The sequence below is a fragment of the Candidatus Limimorpha sp. genome, from assembly GCF_056203535.1.
In genome coordinates, this window is sequence record NZ_JBADWU010000005.1 from 23,245 (window position 1) to 42,452 (window position 19,208).

The 19,208-nt window shown below is 46.7% G+C and carries 10 protein-coding genes; 3 read left to right on the forward strand and 7 right to left on the reverse strand.

The features are described from left to right. Positions 1–85 precede the first annotated feature (85 nt). The 3 genes from uvrB to AC06MN_RS00580 all read right to left on the reverse strand — a co-directional run bounded on the left by uvrB (position 86) and on the right by AC06MN_RS00580 (position 3,733). Positions 86–2,095 (reverse strand): excinuclease ABC subunit UvrB, encoded by a 2,010-nt coding sequence (uvrB, locus tag AC06MN_RS00570; protein WP_475670410.1) that lies wholly within the window; start codon positions 2,093–2,095, stop codon positions 86–88. Positions 2,096–2,252: 157 nt separating this feature from the next. After that, positions 2,253–2,663, reverse strand: a complete 411-nt coding sequence (locus tag AC06MN_RS00575) for an FKBP-type peptidyl-prolyl cis-trans isomerase (protein ID WP_475670411.1) — start codon at positions 2,661–2,663, stop codon at positions 2,253–2,255. An 80-nt stretch (positions 2,664–2,743) separates the two neighbouring features. Continuing rightward, positions 2,744–3,733: an Rpn family recombination-promoting nuclease/putative transposase gene (locus AC06MN_RS00580; RefSeq protein ID WP_475670412.1), complete on the reverse strand. Its 990-nt coding sequence runs from the start codon at positions 3,731–3,733 to the stop codon at positions 2,744–2,746. A 379-nt stretch (positions 3,734–4,112) separates the two neighbouring features. Between AC06MN_RS00580 and AC06MN_RS00585 the strand changes: the two genes are divergently transcribed. After that, complete coding sequence (locus AC06MN_RS00585; protein ID WP_475670413.1) at positions 4,113–5,054, forward strand: Rpn family recombination-promoting nuclease/putative transposase; 942 nt, start codon at positions 4,113–4,115, stop codon at positions 5,052–5,054. A 53-nt stretch (positions 5,055–5,107) separates the two neighbouring features. Here AC06MN_RS00585 and AC06MN_RS00590 read toward each other — a convergent pair whose 3' ends face one another. The 4 genes from AC06MN_RS00590 to AC06MN_RS00605 are packed head-to-tail and all read right to left on the reverse strand — an operon-like array spanning position 5,108 to position 9,300. Next, complete coding sequence (locus tag AC06MN_RS00590) at positions 5,108–6,688, reverse strand: AAA family ATPase (RefSeq protein ID WP_475670414.1); 1,581 nt, start codon at positions 6,686–6,688, stop codon at positions 5,108–5,110. Next, entirely contained in the window at positions 6,685–8,268 is a 1,584-nt protein-coding gene (locus AC06MN_RS00595) for a hypothetical protein (RefSeq protein ID WP_475670415.1), read from the reverse strand. Before AC06MN_RS00595 ends, AC06MN_RS00590 begins: the two co-directional genes overlap by 4 nt. Before the next feature lie 10 nt (positions 8,269–8,278). Next, complete coding sequence (locus AC06MN_RS00600; RefSeq protein ID WP_475670416.1) at positions 8,279–8,953, reverse strand: hypothetical protein; 675 nt, start codon at positions 8,951–8,953, stop codon at positions 8,279–8,281. Positions 8,954–8,955: 2 nt separating this feature from the next. Further along, complete coding sequence (locus AC06MN_RS00605; protein ID WP_475670417.1) at positions 8,956–9,300, reverse strand: hypothetical protein; 345 nt, start codon at positions 9,298–9,300, stop codon at positions 8,956–8,958. A 259-nt stretch (positions 9,301–9,559) separates the two neighbouring features. Between AC06MN_RS00605 and AC06MN_RS00610 the strand changes: the two genes are divergently transcribed. Continuing rightward, entirely contained in the window at positions 9,560–16,636 is a 7,077-nt protein-coding gene (locus AC06MN_RS00610; RefSeq protein WP_475670418.1) for a chitobiase/beta-hexosaminidase C-terminal domain-containing protein, read from the forward strand. 232 nt (positions 16,637–16,868) lie between these two features. Next, positions 16,869–19,061 (forward strand): alpha-N-acetylglucosaminidase, encoded by a 2,193-nt coding sequence (locus AC06MN_RS00615; RefSeq protein WP_475670419.1) that lies wholly within the window; start codon positions 16,869–16,871, stop codon positions 19,059–19,061. Positions 19,062–19,208: the final 147 nt, after the last annotated feature.

A 19,208-nucleotide genomic window follows, 5' to 3' on the forward strand; every position in this document is an offset into this window, starting at 1 on the left:
TAATTATAACTTTAAATGATTAGCATTTGCAAATATGCAAAAAAACAAGATTGCCATTAAAAAAAAATGGGGAAAAGCTACCCATTCATTTTTCCCCCAATCTCTCCTGCAAAGCCAGCATCTCGTCACGCCACTTGGCGGCATTGAGGAAATCCATCTCCTTGACGGCTTTCTCCATGTTTTTCTTGGCTTCCTGCAAGGCCCGCTGCAATTCTTTTTCGGTCTTGTAGACTTGCGCTTCGGCAGCCTTCGTATCACCTTCTTTCTGAACGTATGTTCCTGTCGAAACCGTTCCGCCTTTCAACGTGCCCAACGAATTGTCGATAGCCTTGATAATGGTCTTCGGAACAATGCCATGCGCCTCATTGTAAGCGATTTGCTTAGAGCGGCGACGCGCCGTTTCATCGATAGTCTTTTGCATCGATTCGGTGATGGTATCTGCATACATGATGACCTTGCTCTCGGCATTACGTGCGGCTCGGCCCGCCGTCTGTGTCAACGAACGTTCCGAACGCAGGAAACCTTCCTTATCAGCATCAAGAATGGCGACCAGACTCACTTCCGGCAAATCCAAACCTTCGCGCAAAAGGTTGACCCCCACCAAGACATCGAAATCGCCCATGCGCAAGCCTTGCAGAATCTCAACACGTTCCATGGTATCGACATCGGAATGGATGTATCTCGTCTTGATTTTCAAGTTGTTGAGATAAGTATTCAGTTCCTCGGCCATGCGTTTCGTCAAGGTCGTGACCAATACGCGCTGGTTCTTTTCTATCACTTTATGGATTTCGTCAATCAAGTCATCCACCTGATTCAGGCTTGGCCTCACCTCAATCACAGGGTCGAGCAAGCCTGTCGGACGAATCAACTGCTCCACATAAACGCCTTCGCTCTGCTGTAACTCGAAATCGGCAGGCGTAGCACTGACATAAATCGTCTGTCCCGTCAAGGCCTGATATTCATCAAATTGCAAAGGACGGTTATCCAAAGCGGCAGGCAAACGGAAACCATATTCCACCAAAGTCTGCTTGCGTGAACGGTCACCGCCGTGCATACCGCGAATTTGCGGCACCGTGACGTGGCTTTCGTCAATGACCGTTATGAAATCCTCGGGGAAGAAATCCAACAGACAGAAAGGTCTTGTGCCCGGACTGCGGCCATCGAAATAACGCGAATAGTTCTCAATGCCAGAGCAATAGCCCAATTCGCGCATCATCTCCAAATCGTAATTCACGCGGTCTTCAAGACGTTTTGCTTCCAAACCTTTTCCGATTTCGCGGAAATATTCGGTCTGCTTAAACATATCGTCCTGAATCTCACGCATGGCTTTCTGCATTTTTTCCTGAGAAGTGACGAAAATGTTTGCCGGGAAAATTGTAATCTGCGAAAACGACTCAATGCGTCGGCCCGTAATCGGATCAAAACTCTCCAACGAATCGATTTCATCATCCCAAAACACAATGCGATAGCCATAGTCGGCGTAGGCCGGAAACACGTCCAAGGTCTCCCCTTTCACACGGAAACGCCCTTGCACGAAATTGATTTCATCGCGACTATATAATGCATTCACCAAAGCCTTCGAAACCTCATCGCGGGTTTTCTTGGCACCTTGCTCAAGATAGATGATGTTTTCCCCGAAATCATCAGGATTACCGATACCATAAAGGCATGACACAGAGGAGACTACGATAATATCCCTTCTACCCGAAAGCAATGCCGTCGTGGTAGCGAGACGCATCTTATCGATTTCCATATTGATGGCCAAATCCTTCTCAATGTAGGTATTCGTGGCGGGAATGAAAGCCTCCGGCTGATAATAATCGTAATACGAGACGAAATACTGCACCGCATTTTCGGGGAAAAACTGCTTGAACTCGCCATACAACTGCGCCGCCAGCGTCTTATTGTGGCTGAGAATCAATGCCGGACGGTTCAATTCCGCCAAAACGTTGGCAATGGTAAAAGTTTTGCCAGAACCCGTCACGCCGAGCAAAGTCTGGGCACGGTCGCCACGGTTCAACCCTTCCACCAGTTGGCGGATGGCTTCAGGCTGGTCGCCAGTCGGCTTGAAATCAGATACAAGTTTAAAGTTCATTTTTCTAAACCGCAAATTACACAGATGACGCAGATTTTTTTTGACGCAAGCGTCATAATTAACACAGATGAATTAACATACACATAAGTATGAATTTCAAAGATTTAACTCTCAGAATTTTTTCTCAACTTACTCTGAAAATTCTACGCATTTACTATCACCCCGCAACGGCAATCAGCTTGATTTCAAAAATCAGGGTCGAATTGCCTGGAATGTCATCGGCATTACGGCTGCCATAGCCTTGTTCGGCAGGGATATAGACTATCCAGCGGTCGCCGACATGCATGTTCATCAAGGCAATCTGAAAGCCATTGATGAGTTCATAAACGCGGAAAGTCTCCGGATAATCGCGCTCAAAGGCATCGTCAAACACATGGCCGTCAATCAGCGAGCCTTTGTAGCGGCAAGTGACAATGCTCTCGTATTTCACCTTGATTCTGCTACGCGCATCGCCCGACTCCAACACTTTGTATAATACGCCGTTAGCCAGTTCGTTGATGCCTTCTTCTTTCCGCAAATCAGCCAAAAACTGTTCGTTCTTTTCCTTATATGCTTCCTTTTTGTTCATAGTTTAAAATTTTGAAAGCCAATAGACTTAAAGAATGCCCTGTGGACATTCCGAATATTTAAAAAACCTATGATAACACTCTATAAATCCGCAATTTCCTCAGCGGTAAGACCAGTGTATTGCATAATCATATCAACAGCCATACCATTTGATTTCATCAGACGAGCCATTTTGAACATGTCTTCGAGGTGTTGTTCTTGACGGCCCTTTGCCTCGCCTTCAGCCAAGCCCTCCGCTTTTCCTTCGGCTCTGCCTTCCGCTCTGCCCTCTGCTCTTCCTTCAGCTCTGCCTTCAGCCCTACCTTCAGCCCTACCTTCAGCTCTACCTTCAGCTCTACCTTCTTTCATAGCCGTGCTTATCACATCATTTTGAATCATTACAGCATTAATGTGTTCATCGTAAGCCAATTTTTCGCTGCGTGTCATCGACATGTATTCCAGCTTACGCTTTGCCTCCTGCAAGCCTGGAGCTGTTGTATTTTCAGCAATTTCACCATCCTTGAGATATTTTATCCATTCCTCCAAATGCGTTTCAGCCAGTTTGTTGAACGCATTAACACGAATCAGATAATACTCGGGGAAAACTTCTTCTGGTGCTTTCATGTGAATGGCATCTTTCTCTTTGGCCGTTATCTGCAACGTGTCATTTTTAGTCAGACCTTTAAACACAGTCTGACCATGATAGACATAATCTTCACCCTTGCCAAGGTCAAAATAAAGAATGCTGATGGAATAAACCTTTTTTACCTGGTCATACTTATTTCCGAGCTGAATATGCTCAGTGATTGTCTTTGCCACGCCATAAAGAATACGTTCCAAGTAATAAAGTTCGCGTGTCAGTTGAATTTCAACAAGGATGATTTCATCCTTGCTGTTTTTCGCTTTTATGTCAACACGATTGAACTTATCGGAAGGATCATCCTGATTGCTTTCGCTTTCCAGAAGTTCGATGATATGCACCGGTTCGTCCAACAGTACTGTAACCAGACCTTCCAAAATGCAGAAATTCGACTTATCGCGCAGAATTTTCTTTGCTGCCCAATCGAAACGTATATATTTGTCGTTTGCCATGATAGATTGTTTTGGCTGCAAATATAACAATAATTTGAAACACTTTGAAACGGTTTTGACTTAATTGGAAACTTTTAAGTAGGTGAGCAAAATTAGTTTACATATTAGTTCGGTGCTTCGCCCTTCGACAAGCTCATGGAGCGAAGCTCAGCAACCTGATTTACAGTTCATTGAGCCTGTCGAAATAAAAAGATACTTTTGCAGTTTAATTATGGATAGTTACAATAAAGATGCACAGATGTGCGCATTCACCTTGCAAAAAATGATGGCAAAATCAAGTCAAATTCTTCAAATAAAAAACCAGCTGAATAGATTTTTTCATCAAAAAGCCCTCACATTTCATCATTTTCACTTACCTTTGCCGAAAAATAGACGAAACATGGAAAACGGCAAGGAAAAGACACGGCGCTACATCAACCCACTCACCGATTTCGGCTTCAAGAAGGTATTCGGCGACGAGGAAATCATGCGCGAGTTCCTCAACGACTTGATTGAGCCTAAATCGCCCATCATTCAGGTCACTTTCATCGACAAGGAGATGCAGCCCGAAACGAAATACGAGCGCGGCGTGATTTACGACATGAGATGCAAATTAGGTTCTGGTGAAGAAATCATCGTGGAAATGCAGAACCGTGGTCAGGACTATTTCACCGACCGCATCAACTATTACTTGGCACGCGCCATCGCAACGCAAGGCGAAAAAGGCAACTACGACTGGAAGTTCAACTTGCATCCGGTCTATGGCATTTTCTTCATGAATTTCTATCGCGACGAGAAGCAGCCGAAGCAAATCAGCCACTTCGCCATCGAGGAAACCGAAACGCATCAGCGTTTTTCCGACAAGATGCAGTTCTGGCTCATCGAGCTGCCCGATTTTAAGAAAATGAAAGAGAAAAGCTGCAAGAGCTTCAAGGATTACTGGCTATATATCATTACACACATGGAAACGATGAAAACACAGATACCATTTCAGGAGCAGAAACCGATTTTTCACAAATTGGAAAACATTGCCGACATGGCAGCCCTCACGCCAGAGGAACGCGACTTCTACCAAATCAGCCTTGATTCCTTCCGAACCAACATGGCCGTGATGGAACACGAGCGGAATGAAGGACGTGCTGAGGGTCGCGCTGAAGGACATGCCGAAGGCTTAGCCGAAGGTTTAGCCACTGGTCACGCCAAAGGATTAGCCGAAGGATTGGCCGAAGGCGAAAAAGCAAAAGCCATTGCCATTGCCGCCAACCTAAAGCAGATGGGTGTGTCTACCGAAACCATCATGCAGGCAACAGGATTAGATGCAAAGGAAATCGAAGAACTGTAGGGACAGCGTCATTTCACACTGCCCCTACAGTCTTGTTTCATTTTTTACACTTCCTACTTCTCCACCAATTGTCCCGATGAGGCATCCTTGAAGTTACATTCCGCAAACACTTTCTTCATGTCCTCAATCTGCTTCTTGCACGATTTCGATATGCTGATGGTTTTCCTTGCCTTTGCAAGTAAATCCACAGATGTCACTTTCACTTTTTCAGCGTTATTCTCTATCATTTTAACGAAACCATCTTCCAAAGTCTCATTGACAACCGACTCAATATCAGCACCATTGAATCCTTCAGTGGCTTTTATCAGTTCATCAGTTTCATTTATCCGAATCGTTTCAAGGCCTCTCTTTTTCAAATGCACTTCAAAAATGGCTTTGCGTTCCCCATTGCTTGGAAGATTGACGCAGAAAATCTCATCGAAACGGCCCTTGCGCTTCAGCTCGGGCGGCAGGTTGTCGGCGTTGTTGGCCGTGGCAATGACATACACGCTGCTTGTTTTGTCCTGCATCCACGAAAGGAAATAGCCGAACATGCGCGTCATCACATCGCTGCGACCGCCGATGCCCGAAAAAGCCTTTTCGATTTCGTCAATCCAAAGGATGCAAGGCGCAGCGGCCTCGGCAATCTGAATGGCGCGGCGCAAGTTGCCTTCGCTTTCGCCCACATATTTTCCCATCATGCCGCCCATGTCCATTTTCAGCAAAGGCACTTTGAACAAGGCTGCCGATGCCTTGGCACACAGCGACTTGCCGCAACCCGGCATACCGACAATGAAAACTCCTTTCGGAATGGTCACCTTTTGTTTGAGAGCCTTGTCGATGTGCTGAATCACCTTGGCTTTCTTGCTCAGATAATTTTTCAGAGCCTGCATACCGCCGATGCTGTCGATGTTTTCGGGCGTGTCAATCAGTTCAAGCAAGCCCGATTTCTTAACCATCTGTTTCTTGTGCTGGAGAATCATGGTCTGGTCTTCGGCGGTCAGCGTGCCGTTGCTGCTCATGGCCATGTCGAGCATACGGTCGATTTCGTAGCGCGTGAGGCCTTTCAGCGATGGCATGAGTTTGTCGGTGTCTTCCTCGTTGTAGTTTTCAAATTCATTGATCTTGACATGCCATTGGATTAGGCCTTTTATTTCATCTTCTTCGGGGAAAGGAATTTCGAGATAGGAAGCGTATTTTTCCAATTCCAAAGGAAGGCGGATGCAAGGCGAAACGATGATTACCGTAGTGCTGAAGCTGCGGTCGTAAAGCCGGCGTTGGGCAATGAGCTGAAGCAACGACTTTATCTTGGTTTTTGCAGGGTCCAAACAGCCCGAATCTCCGGCAGAAACATTTATGTAGTCTTGCACATCTTTCAAAACCAGGTATTTGTCTTGTGGATTAAGCGGCTCCGCTTCATAGTTGTTGAGCAGAAAAACTTCAAGCGGTTCCTCGTTGCCTTTCATTCGGTTTTTTGCCTCTTTGGTGCAGAAATCGGTGGTGCCGGTGGCCGGATTCCATTCGTAAACGTTTTTCGTTCCCAACACGGCTCTGAGGATTTCATCAACGCGGGCAAAGTCGTAATCCTGTATGCAGATGATAGGCGTGTTTACATCTATCAGCTTCTGGAAATTTGATATTATCTTTGAATTCATTGTGTAAGTATTTCGTATGAATAGGTGTCACCACATGTCTCCATTGCAAATAGAAATATTTGAATGAAAGCTTTTTCATCTATTATTTTAGGGAATAGACATGAGAAACCATTATTCGCAAACACATTAACATCTTGATCAGAATACTTGTATCTTAAATAACCCAATTTTCCTTGTAGCTCACCATAATAGCTTTTCCTTCCCAAAAAAAACTCCTCAAACAAACATTTTAAAAAAGAATGCAATTTTTGACATAACTTATTTTCTTTGAAATAATATTCATACATATTATTGACATAAGAAAACAACGATAGTATTTTGGTTACAGTTAGATCCTTGTCTTTACAACATTCTTTTGCAATATCAACATATTTTTCAAATAGTCTATTCTGCGCATCATTACCATAAAAATCAATATGACATAAGTTTTCAATATCATATTTTTTTACACTATTATTCAAACATTCAGTAAATTTTGGATACAAAGATTTCTCTGGGTTGATATTATCTCGAACACCAAAGAAATTTTCAACTTTACGTTTATACCATTCTTGCCGACATTTTTCCGCTAATTCTTTGTTGCCAAGTTTCAAGTACTGCCAATATAGTGATTCATTATACTCAATTTTGTCAGCCTCATCAACCATTCCTTCAATACTTTTAAAAACGTCAAGCCATTCTTGAGGCGAAAAAAGACCTTTTGAACCAGGTGTTTCATACAAAGTTTTAACCGTCATAAAATCAGCACCTTCTAACAGCAATTCAGCCGATTCTTTGTCGCCCATTTGAGCAGCTTCCGTCAAAAATTGTTTCGTTCTATTCAAATCACCCACGCTTTTATAGGCTGTTGACAAATCTCTTAAAAACTCACATTTTCCAGAATGGTCTACATTCTTTTCAAATTTTTCCAACAAATTCAGCCAGTCGTTTGGAGAGTTCAAGGCGTTTACTTCCATTCCGAAATTAGATTGAGTCATGTTCTGCAATTCTTTTTCTGCATCCTTTGAGCTTAATGCAATTGCCGAAAATAAAGACCTAATCTTTTTGATGGGCATGTCTTGTTCCCCATACAAAACAGCAAGTTCAAACAAGCAATTTGCCAGATCATTGTGTTCCAAGCCAACTTTGAAATCTTCAAATCGTTCAATCCAAAAATCAGCCGTTTTTTCGCCCTTAAATGTGCTATAGAAGTTGTAAACAATTGCATAACTTTTGCTTTCACAGCAACGATTAAAAACCCTATCGAAGTTCTTTTCCATTTTTTTGTCATGAAAGAAACCGGCAAGGCTGTAATCGTCCTTAACTTTTTCAATGTCAGGCTCATTGGCAAAAAAAAGCTTAATGAAACCAAGATAATCATTACCTGATAGCGATTTCATCTTTCCTTGATACCGTAAGACTCCTTCTGCCAATTCATTCTGTCCTTGCTGTTTCAGCCAACGGGACAAACGCTTGTCTTCAACGGCAGTTTTCAGGTCGTCAACCGAAAAATTCCTTTTCAACGATTCAAGCGTTGAGTGTTCCTCACCACCCGACTTGATACGGATTCGCACCGGCTTTGCTTTAGGCTCTAATTTCATACGGCAAACATTATTGTTGCAACTTTGTGCGAAGCCAATTGCCAACCTTACGGCCATTTTCCCTGACCGCATCAATCACTCTTCTTGCAGCTTGTTTGGCCACATGAGCCACCAAGCCAATGCCTTTCTTCACCACTTCCTTCACTTTTGGAGCGACACGGACAGCCACTTGCTTGAGAATGGGTTTGGCCAGCTGAGCAACCTCCGCCAAAGGAGGGAATGCCACCGAAACCGCATCGCAGACACGATCAACGATTAATGGCAGGCCTTTTTCGACAGCCACTTCAGCGATAGCCATAGCGCGGGCTGCGGTATTGTCGATAAACGTATCGGTAACATCTTCAATTTGGATGCCGCCATTAGCCACTTGGTAAGCCACCTTAGCCCGTGTCAGCGTGTCATCGGCAATGGTGCTTATCATTTCGGGCGTGTCATTAGGCAATGGCAGAACACCGCTGTCATTTGCCAAGGCAATACCAGCCGCAAACAGCTTTTTCATGGCGGTATCCTTGTCGCCGTTAACTTCGGCATCGAGGAAATCCTGCATGCATTGCATCGGCTGAGAGGCAGACTGTCCATCTTCAAGGCCGACTTCATCAAGGATAGCCGAATGAATGGTTGTATAGGTGGAAATGCCGTCCTTAATCAATTGTGCAGATTGCTGGATAATTATTTCGCGATCCATATTCATTCCTCCGTTTCGATTGATTCAACGCCTTTGTTTACTGCCTTGGAAATTCCCTCAAGCAGAATGCTCTTTTCTTCATCGCTCTTGCCGTCAGCCATGCCGTTGACTTCCATGAGAATCCACTTCTTGGTAGAGTCGCCATTGGCGTGAGCCGCAGCCAAGGATGCCTTTTTCTCTTGGAACTTATCCAACAAGGCAGAAGTCTCTTTGATTGTTTTCCGGCAATTGTCGCTTGCTCCAATCTCGGCACTCACTTGTGCAATAATCTGTTCGACATCCATCTCAGGATGCGCTTCATAGGCTTCCAACAGGGCAGCCATGATTTCATCGTATGATTTTGACATATATTGTAAATTGCTTTCAAATTCAGATTGCAAAAATAAGGGCTTGCAAAATGATTTCCAAGAGATATAGTAAAAAATAGAAAGAAATAGGAGGAAAAAATTCCTGCAAACATGTCGCAAAAGTTATCAACACATCCTGTTGAAAACTTGCGCACGCACGCGAAACATTAATGTAAGGATTTAACTACATTTGCAATTTCTCATTTTCTGCAATGAAATAATTTAAAGTAATAAGTATCAATAAATTAAATCAAGTACTATGAAACAAAAGTTTAAACTTCTTTTTGCGGCACTCATGCTGCTAATGCTGTCAGCCCCTTCCTGGGGACAGAACGTTTGCAAAACGTTGTCATTTCCAGATGACAACAGTGCAAATAACAAAGTTAGTTCGTATACTGAATCTTGGACTGCCATTATTGGCAATGACCAATGGACAATTGCAAATTTCAACAATAACAATTGGAATAGCAGCTGGAGTTTCATTAAAGCCGGCAGGAAAAACAATGCTTCCATAGCATCAATCGCCACCGCTAACACATTCACCGATGCCATTACAAAAGTTGATGTTACAGTCACAAATGTAACGGCAGCAAAAATTAATTCGACAAAACTTGTCATCGCTTCCGACAGTGATTTCACCACTAATGTTGTTGAAATTTCAGGACCCGAAGTTCAGACCGGCGTAATGACATATTCCATCGAAGCACCTGCCGAAAACAAGTACTACAAACTTGTATATGATTGTGCATCAGGCTCTTCAAATGGATTAATCACCATTTCCAAAGTCGAATATTATTCTAATGGCACTACCCCACAACAAACCGTCGCCACACCAACCTTCAATCCTGAAGGCGGCACATTCACCGAAGCTCAGAACGTCAGCATTTCCTGCACAACTAACGGAGCTACCATCTATTATACTACTGACGGCACAACACCTTCGGCAAGCAGTACGGTTTACAGCACATCTATTTCCGTTACCGAAACCACGACCATCAAGACCGTCGCCATGAAGGAAGGGATGAATAACAGTGAAATTGCTGAAGCGACCTATACCATCGAGCAAGCTACAGCATACACTTTCAACAAGATATATGCCCACAATGCCGTTACTTCAACCGACACCTACATGATTGTTGACGTTGCAAGCGGCAAGGCTTTGACCTCGGCAAACGGCTCATCAAATGCGCCAACTGCCGTTGCAGTCACCATAAACAACAACCAAATCACAAGCAGCGACGAAAACTTGTTCTGGAAATTTGAAGCCGTTGAAGGCGGTTATGTCATCTATCCAGCAAGCGGAAATGGCACATGGCTTTATTCGACCGCTACAAATAACGGCGTTCGTATCGGAACCAACGAAGCTAATGTCTGGGCACTTAACATCACCGACGAAACCAACACTAATTACCACGGATTTAAACACATCGGAACATCTCGTTTTTTAGGTGTCTATAACAATCAGGATTGGAGAGCTTACACAACTGTCAATAATAACATTAAAAACACCCAAATTGAAATCTTCGTTTTGGGCGAAGCACCGACACCAGTCTTGAATCCCGAACTCATCGTTTCGGCAACCCAATTGGAAGGCTTCACCTACGAACAAGGCGCAGGTCCTTCAGCGGTGCAGAATTTCACGGTCTCGGGCAACAACCTGACTTCCGACATCGTGATTACCGCCCCTGAAAACTTTGAAATCTGCCTCACTGAAAACGGAACCTATTCCGCAACATTGAATCTGCCGTTTGGCGAAGGCACTGTGGCAAACACGACAATCTATGTCAGACTTGCTGCCGGCCTTTTGAGAAACACCTATTCAGGCAACCTCACAGTTGCTACGACAGGCACTGAAACCCAGAACATAGCCTTGTCGGGCAGCGTAACCATGAGCAATGCCGTGGCGACACCAACCTTCTCGCCTTCCGCCGGCACTTTCATCAGCACACAAAACGTGAGCATTTTGTGCGAAACCGAAGGCGCAACGATTTATTACACCACCAATGGTGAAACGCCTACCACGGAAAGCAGCGTTTACACTACGCCTATTACCGTCAGTGCAACAACCACTATCAAGGCATTGGCTGTGAAGGAAAACTATATTGACAGTGAAATTGCAACAGCAACCTACACCTTCCCGCAATTGATGACTATCGCTGAAGCCCGCGCTTTGAACAGCAACGAAAACGCATTGGTGGAAGGCATTGTGACTTTCATCGACAGCAGAAGCATTTACGTTCAGGATGCAACGGCAGGCATCGTTCTTTACTTAAACAGCAACACCGTTCCTGCTGATTTAGCCATTGGCGATGAAGTGAGAGCTTACGGCAGAAAGACCGTCTACAACGGTTTGGCCGAACTTACCGACATCAATGGTTCAAGCGAAGCTGCTTTCGTCATCATTTCTTCCGACAACGAACTTCCTTTGGCTGCAAAGACCATTGCCGAAATCATTGCTGATTACAATGGCGGCAACATGCTGCAAGCCACGAGAGTAAGCATTGAAAACGCCACTATCGGCAGCATTAACCTGAACAGCAATACGCCGATCACGCAAAATGGCAGCACGATGAACATCTACCGCATTCCTAACGTTGAAGGCATGATTGAAGGCGACTGGGTGAATGTAATCGGCATCATCGGCTGCAACAATGCACCACAGTTGAGAGTCGCTTCAGCCGACGATGTGGAATACACCCACCGACCGACCTTGAGCGTCAATCCAGGCACCGTTTCCGGCATGACCTACGAAGTGGAATATGGTCCATCGGAAATTGCAAACTTCCAATTGTCAGGCAGTTATTTGGTTGACAATGTGTACATTTTCCCATCAGAAAACTTTGAAATTTCAACTACTGGCAGCGATTTGTTCATTCCTGAAAGTCCGACAGCCGTCTTCCCTCCACAATCAGGTCATTTCAGCGGACTGAAGATTTACTGCCGCCTGAAAGCCGGTCTTGAAGCCGGAACTTACAACGAACTTCAGACCATTGTTTCGCGTGATGCCGATACCGTTTTGGTCCGCCTGATTGGTACTGTCACCGAAAATGGCGGCGGTGAAGAAGGCAATTATATCCGCATTGCCGACATTTCTCAACTGACCAACGGCAGCCAAGTCGTCATTGCCGCACGCTACGATGAAAACACGAGCCACTATTACGCCATGCCGAACACGGCAAGCGGCAAGCCAAACGGCGTTGAATTTACAAGCGCAATGTCGGGCAGCGATGAAATCCTTCCTGAAACCATTACCGCTGAAGAAACCAACTATATCTGGACAGTTTCTTTCGACGGCACGAACTACACATTTACCAATGTTGAAGGTGCTTCCATCGGTTACGGCTCAAGCGGCACCGATTTCGTGTCAGGCGGTGAAAAGACAACCTGGACAGTTGCTCCATACACGGCAGATGCAGGAAGCATGGTTCCTTATCACAATGCCTTCAGCATCATCAATGCAACGGCAACCGGCAGAGGCTTTGCCTTGAACAGCCAATATAAGTTTGGTGCCTACGCAACCTCCAATATGACCAGCAGCACCTACAACTTCTGCATCGACCTCTTTGTGAAATCAGGAGGTCCTGTCACACCTGTCGTGGCCACTCCGACCTTCACTCCTGCTGAAGGCACCTATTACGAGGCACAGAATGTTACCATCAACTGCTCGACCGAAGGCGCTACGATTTACTACACCATCGACGGTTCGGAACCTACAACCGAAAGCAGCGTTTACAGCACACCTATCGTGGTAAGCGAATCCACAATCATCAAGGCTATGGCTGTCAAGGCTGACTTTGAAAACAGTGCTGTCGCCACTGCCACCTATAACATTCAGCTTGGCGTTGCCGTCATCTTCGACCAGGATTGGGAAGGCGAAATGAATGGCTGGACATTCGTCGATGTCGAAGGTCCTCTGGCAACTTGGAACATTGCCCAATACAGCGGCAACCATTACGCCAATATCAACGGTTACAACAAGGGGGCCAACATCGACTGGTGCATCTCCCCTGCCTTCAACCTTAACAACTACGAAAATCCGGTTTTGAGTTTCAAGACTGCCAAGAACTACAATGGTCAAGATCTGCAAGTCTATTTCTCCAACGATTACGACGGCATCGATCCTACCACCGCAACCTGGACCGAACTCAGCGCCACACTCTCTGAAGGTTCATTTACATGGGCTGAATCAGGTGATATTGATTTAAGCAACTATAGCGGAATAAGTTGTTACATCGGCTTCAAGTACACCTGCACCGAAGACGAAGCCGCCGCTTGGGAAATCGACGACTGCCTGCTCGTGGGTCAGACTTCAAATCCTGTCGTTGCCGTAACGCCAATGACACTCAACGGATTCAGCTATGTCGAAGGCAACGGCCCATCAGCCGAACAATCCTTCACCATTTCAGGCATGAACCTCAGCAACAACATCATCATCACTGGAGCTGAAAATTACGAAATTTCAACCACTTCAGGTGAAAACTTCAATGCTCAGGAAACCATCGTCCTGACTCCTTCGAATGGCACGATTGAAGAAACGACCGTTTACGTCCGTCTGGAAGCTGGTCTTGAAATTGCAGATTACAACGAAGAAATCAGCATCACTTGTGTTGACATTGACGACATGACTGTTGCCTGCAACGGCAGCGTCACCGAAGAAATCATTGGCGAGGATTACGTCCGCGTCAACGACCTCAGCGTTCTGACCAATGGCAGCCAAGTCATCCTTGCCGCCCGTTACGATGTCAACGTCCTCAACGGCTACTATGTGATGACTGCTGCAACCTCAGGCAAACCTACCGGCGTCGGCAGCACCACCACGATGTCGGGCAGCGATGAAATCCTGTCGAGCGAAATCACGAATGAAGAAGCCGTTTATGCTTGGACAGTTGGTTTCGACGGTTCCACCTACACCTTCACCAATGCCAGCGGCAACATGCTCGGCTACACCTCAGGCACCAATTTCGCCACCAACGGCGACAACACGGCCTGGATGATTGCTCAAGCCACCGCAAGTGATTCGGCAGCTATGGTTCCTGGTTACACTGGTTTCACCATCATCAATCAAAACGTTGACACCCGTGCCGTTGCAATGAATGCATCCTACAACTTCGGCGCCTACTCAACATCGAACATGACAAATGGCAATGGCAGCGATTACAATTTCTACTTAGACATCTTCATCAAGGGTCAAGGTGGCGACCCAACCGTTAGCGCACCTGTCTTCTGCCCTGCTGCCGGTACTTTCTATGAAGCTCAGGATGTCACCATCACCTGTGCTACTCCTGAAGCCGAAATCTTCTACAGCCTTGAGTCTGCAGAAGGTCCTTGGACTGAATACACCGAAGACATTACCGTCGACGAAGACATGACCATTTGGGCCTACGCCGAAAAGGAAGGGTACAACAACAGCGCCGTTGTCAGTGCCGAATACATCATCCGTGACGACGTGGTCATCATCTTCAACCAAGATTGGGAAGACGATTGGAACGGCTGGACACAAGTCAGCATGGAAGGCGAAAGCGAATGGACGATTGCCGAACACGACAACAACCACTACGCCTACATGAACGCCTACAACGACGGCATCAACGAAGACTGGCTGATTTCTCCTGCCTTCGACCTTGAAGCATACACCAATGTCGTCCTGAACTTCAGAAGCGCCATGAACTACACTGGTCCTGACATTGAAATCTATTTCTCAAACAATTACGATGGCATTGACCCGACAACCGCTTCATGGTTGCCGCTTACCTGCGACCTCTCGCAAGGTTCCTGGACTTGGACCGAATCGGGCGAAATCAGCCTCGATGAATTCACCGGAACAAACTGCCACATTGCCTACAGATACACTTCAACGGAAACCGAAGCCGCCGGTTGGGAAATCGACGACATTATGCTGACCTCTGGCGTCAACACCATGCCTATCATTATGGCTGCACCTAGTTATATTAATGACTTCAGCTACACTTACGGCGAAGGCCCATCAGAAGCCACCACATACGAACTGAGTGCCGCCAACCTTGACGGCGAAGGCGAAATCATGCTCCTCGTCACTGAAGGCTTCGAAATCTCATTAGATGATGAAACCTACGGCGAAGAACTTGAAATTGCATACGCTGACGGTGTCATCACTGACCAGCCTGTCACGGTTTATGTTCGTATGAGCGAAGGCCTTGAAATCGGCGAATACGAAGCTGTCATCATGCACGAAGGCGGCAACGCTTACACCGAAGTCGACCTTGCCGGTGAAGTCATCAGTGCCGAACAACCTTACATCGATGCATTCATGCCAATGTATATCCAAGGCAATAATGGCAGCAACAACAACCGCGTTCCGGTCGCCATTGCCGTTTACCTTGAAAATCTTGAACCAAGCACCACTTACCGTTACACCAACCAATTCGTCGATGCTAACGACGGTGAAACCGTTGCCGGTGCAGGTAATGTCATTTACACCAACGCCGAAGGTTTCTACCGTTCGACCAACCCAAGCCTTTCAACTGAAGGCGGTTACGGTGAATTTACCACTGACGAAGCGGGAGAAGGTTTCGCCTGGTTCATCAACGAACCTACAGCCAACACCCGTTTCACCCCTGGCAATCAGGTCTACCTCCGCATCCGCATCAACGATGGTCATGATGGTACCACTGTCGACCAAATCTTCACAACCGAAGATTATGCCACGGTTCTCAATTTCGGCACAGAAAACGATGAATATCAAGGCACTGCATTCTATGCCAAGAGCATCGAAGAACCAATGAATTTCGTCATGATGTTCTCAAGCGACTATGACTGGCGTCCGACTTACTCAACCAGCATTGAAACCACTGGCGTTGATTATGCTAGCATCAACCAATATGCAGACTTCTACAAGGACGAAGTTGCTGGCAAGGACGGTTACTTCGGAGGTATCATTCCGAATGTCAACGAAGACGGCATCAACATTATCTGGGTTCTTGATGAGGAAAGCTACATCATCGGCGAATACTACACTGAAAACGGTGATGGCGTTTGGGGCAATGCTCAGACAGCCAACCCACAAGGTGGTCTTGACGAAGTCATCTTCATCGACCTCAGCGAATTAAGCGTTGATGAAAATGTTGACACGACGGTTGATGTCCAGATTTGGAATACCAAGGATGAAATCATCATTGAAAACCGCGACAATGCCCGTTACAACATGACGGTTTGCAACATTCTCGGTCAACCGGTGATGGCTACCGAAATCCAAGGCAACAGCACTGAACGCTTCAGCCACAATTTCGCTGCCGGCCTCTACATCGTGACCATGCAGAACAACGAAAACAAAGTTTCCGCAAAGATTATCGTCAGATAATTCGCGCTGAAACAGAATCTTAAAAGGGCGTGTCGGGGTTCCGGCACGCCCTTTTAAGTTAATCTGAAGGTAAAAAGCCATGTTGAAGACATTAGAGTTCTATTTGCCATCCAAATTATTTCTCGTCAAAAACTTCCGCATTTACTCTTCCGCTGTGGCGAAAAAGATTCATGCCAGTTTATTGTAAAATTGATGTCTAAAACCCTATCTTTGCCAGCAAAATTCACCAATTATGAAAGCATTTCCATTCCTAATGCTATTTCTCGCCTTGGTCTCATGCAGCACAAAGCCCAACGAAAGCGAGCAAGCCGCTGACGAGGTGATAAGCCGTTTTGCAGCGCAAGACCTCGACATCGAACTCCACGCCGACCTGCCCAAGACCGATGATGGCTGCGACCAGTTCACATGCGCCGTCAAAAATGGTCGTCTCACCATTCACGGCAGCAGCGGCGTCGCCCTTTGCCGCGGTTTCTACGATTATGTGAAAAGCCAGAAGGCCGGCATCAGCAGCTGGAGCGGCAAGCGTTGCGAACTGCCTGAGCAACTGACCGATACCGATGAAAAACAAATCATCTCGCCTTTCGCCCACCATTATTATTTCAATGTGGTGACTTACGGCTACACCATGCCTTATTGGGACTGGAGCCGTTGGGAAGCCGAAATCGACTGGATGGCGCTGCATGGCGTCGACATGCCTTTGGCCTTGGTCGCCAACGAAGCCATCTCGACCCGTGTGTGGAAAAAGATTGGCTTGACCGATGAGGAAATCAGCCATTATTTTGTCGGGCCAGCCCACCTGCCTTGGATGCGCATGGGCAACATCAGCGGCATCGACGGACCTTTGGACGATGCCTGGCACAATGACCAAATCGCCTTGCAGCATAAAATCCTCGACCGCATGAGAGCCTTAGGCATGACACCCATTTGCCCAGGATTTGCCGGATTTGTGCCGCAAGCCATCCAACGCCTTTATCCCGATGTCACCCTCACCGAAACATCATGGTGCGACGGTCATTTCCACAACTGGATGCTCTCGCCCACCGACACGCTTTTCATGCAGTTGAGCAAAATGTTCATCGAAGAATGGGAAAAGGAATTTGGCCCGAACCAATATTATATCATCGACAGTTTCAACGAAATGGAGACGCCATTCCCACCCAAAGGCAGCGATGAACGCTATGAACTGTTAGCCACTTACGGCGAAAGCGTCTACCAAAGCATCAAGGCAGGCAACCCCGATGCCGTGTGGGTGATGCAAGGCTGGATGCTTGGCTATCAACGCGATGTGTGGGACCAACCGACTTTGAACGCCTTGCTCAGCCGCGTCCCTGACGACAAGATGCTCATCCTCGACATGGCCGTCGACTACAACCAGAACTTCTGGCACAACAGCAAAAACTGGGACGAATACGAAGGCTTCTACGGCAAGCAATGGATCTACAGCGTCATCCCCAACATGGGTGGCAAGACCGCCCCGACCGGTGTCATGGAACATTATGCCAACGACAAACTGGAAGCCTTGCGCTCGCAAAACAAAGGACATCTCACCGGTTACGGCATGGCACCCGAAGGCATCGAAAACAACGAGGTGCTTTACGAACTCATCACCGATGGCGGTTGGACTGCCGACAGCATCATTTTAGACGATTGGATGGCACACTACTGCCAATGCCGCTACGGACAATACACGCCCGCCATGCAGCAGTTTTGGGATGGCGCAAGGCAAAGCGTTTACGGCAGTTTCACCGACCACCCGCGCTACAACTGGCAACTGCGCCCAGGCCTTTGCCGACAAGGCAGCGTCCGCTACGACAGCACTTTCCTTGACGCCGTCGAGAAGCTGCAAGCCGGCGCCGAAAGCATGAAAGGCAATTCGCTATTCGAAGCCGATTTAGCCGAAATGACGGTGATGTATGCTGGGGCCAATGCCGAAAAACTCACCCAACACATTGAAGATTTACTCGATGTCCAGCCGAGAGACGAAGCCGCAATTAAAGCAGAAATCCAACGCTTCGAGACCCTCATGCGCGACATGGACTTGCTTTTGGAGACGCACCCCACCCTACGCTTGGACCGTTGGCTCCATTACGCCCATCAGCACGGCGAGGGCGATGCCTACGAGCACAACGCCCGACGCCTCATCACCATTTGGGGGCCGCCCGTCGATGATTACTCGGCAAGAATCTGGTCAGGGCTTATCCGCGACTATTACCTGCCGCGCTGGATGGCATATTTCAACCAAAGACTCAGCGGCGAGCCTTTCGACTTCGCCGAATGGGAACGCCAATGGGTGGAAGAAAAGACAGGCGTCTCCGCCGTTGAAAAGCCTACGGATGTGGTGGAATTTTGCAAGAAAGTGATGGAGGAATGTAAGCTGGCGCAGGAATTTTTTCAGAAACAAATGCTATGCATTCAACGTAGTTAAATCTATCCCTTAAATCCGCAACCGATCTGCAAGAGTAATGAGTTCCAAAGTAGCAGGCCGGGAAGATGCCTTCAGGCCGTAGGGAATGGCATTTAGGTGTTTCCGTTGCACAAAATCCCCTTACCCCACGATGCGTCTTGAGGCAAT

What these genes read in the sequence shown, in the direction of transcription:
- AC06MN_RS00590 (WP_475670414.1), bottom strand. Translation starts at nt 6,688, where the DNA reads ATGAATTCAAAGATAATATCAAATTTCCAGAAGCTGATAGATGTAAAC.
- AC06MN_RS00610 (WP_475670418.1), top strand. Translation starts at nt 9,560, where the DNA reads ATGAAACAAAAGTTTAAACTTCTTTTTGCGGCACTCATGCTGCTAATG.
- AC06MN_RS00615 (WP_475670419.1), top strand. Translation starts at nt 16,869, where the DNA reads ATGAAAGCATTTCCATTCCTAATGCTATTTCTCGCCTTGGTCTCATGC.
- AC06MN_RS00575 (WP_475670411.1), bottom strand. Translation starts at nt 2,663, where the DNA reads ATGAACAAAAAGGAAGCATATAAGGAAAAGAACGAACAGTTTTTGGCT.
- AC06MN_RS00600 (WP_475670416.1), bottom strand. Translation starts at nt 8,953, where the DNA reads ATGGATCGCGAAATAATTATCCAGCAATCTGCACAATTGATTAAGGAC.
- AC06MN_RS00585 (WP_475670413.1), top strand. Translation starts at nt 4,113, where the DNA reads ATGGAAAACGGCAAGGAAAAGACACGGCGCTACATCAACCCACTCACC.
- AC06MN_RS00605 (WP_475670417.1), bottom strand. Translation starts at nt 9,300, where the DNA reads ATGTCAAAATCATACGATGAAATCATGGCTGCCCTGTTGGAAGCCTAT.
- uvrB (WP_475670410.1), bottom strand. Translation starts at nt 2,095, where the DNA reads ATGAACTTTAAACTTGTATCTGATTTCAAGCCGACTGGCGACCAGCCT.
- AC06MN_RS00595 (WP_475670415.1), bottom strand. Translation starts at nt 8,268, where the DNA reads ATGAAATTAGAGCCTAAAGCAAAGCCGGTGCGAATCCGTATCAAGTCG.
- AC06MN_RS00580 (WP_475670412.1), bottom strand. Translation starts at nt 3,733, where the DNA reads ATGGCAAACGACAAATATATACGTTTCGATTGGGCAGCAAAGAAAATT.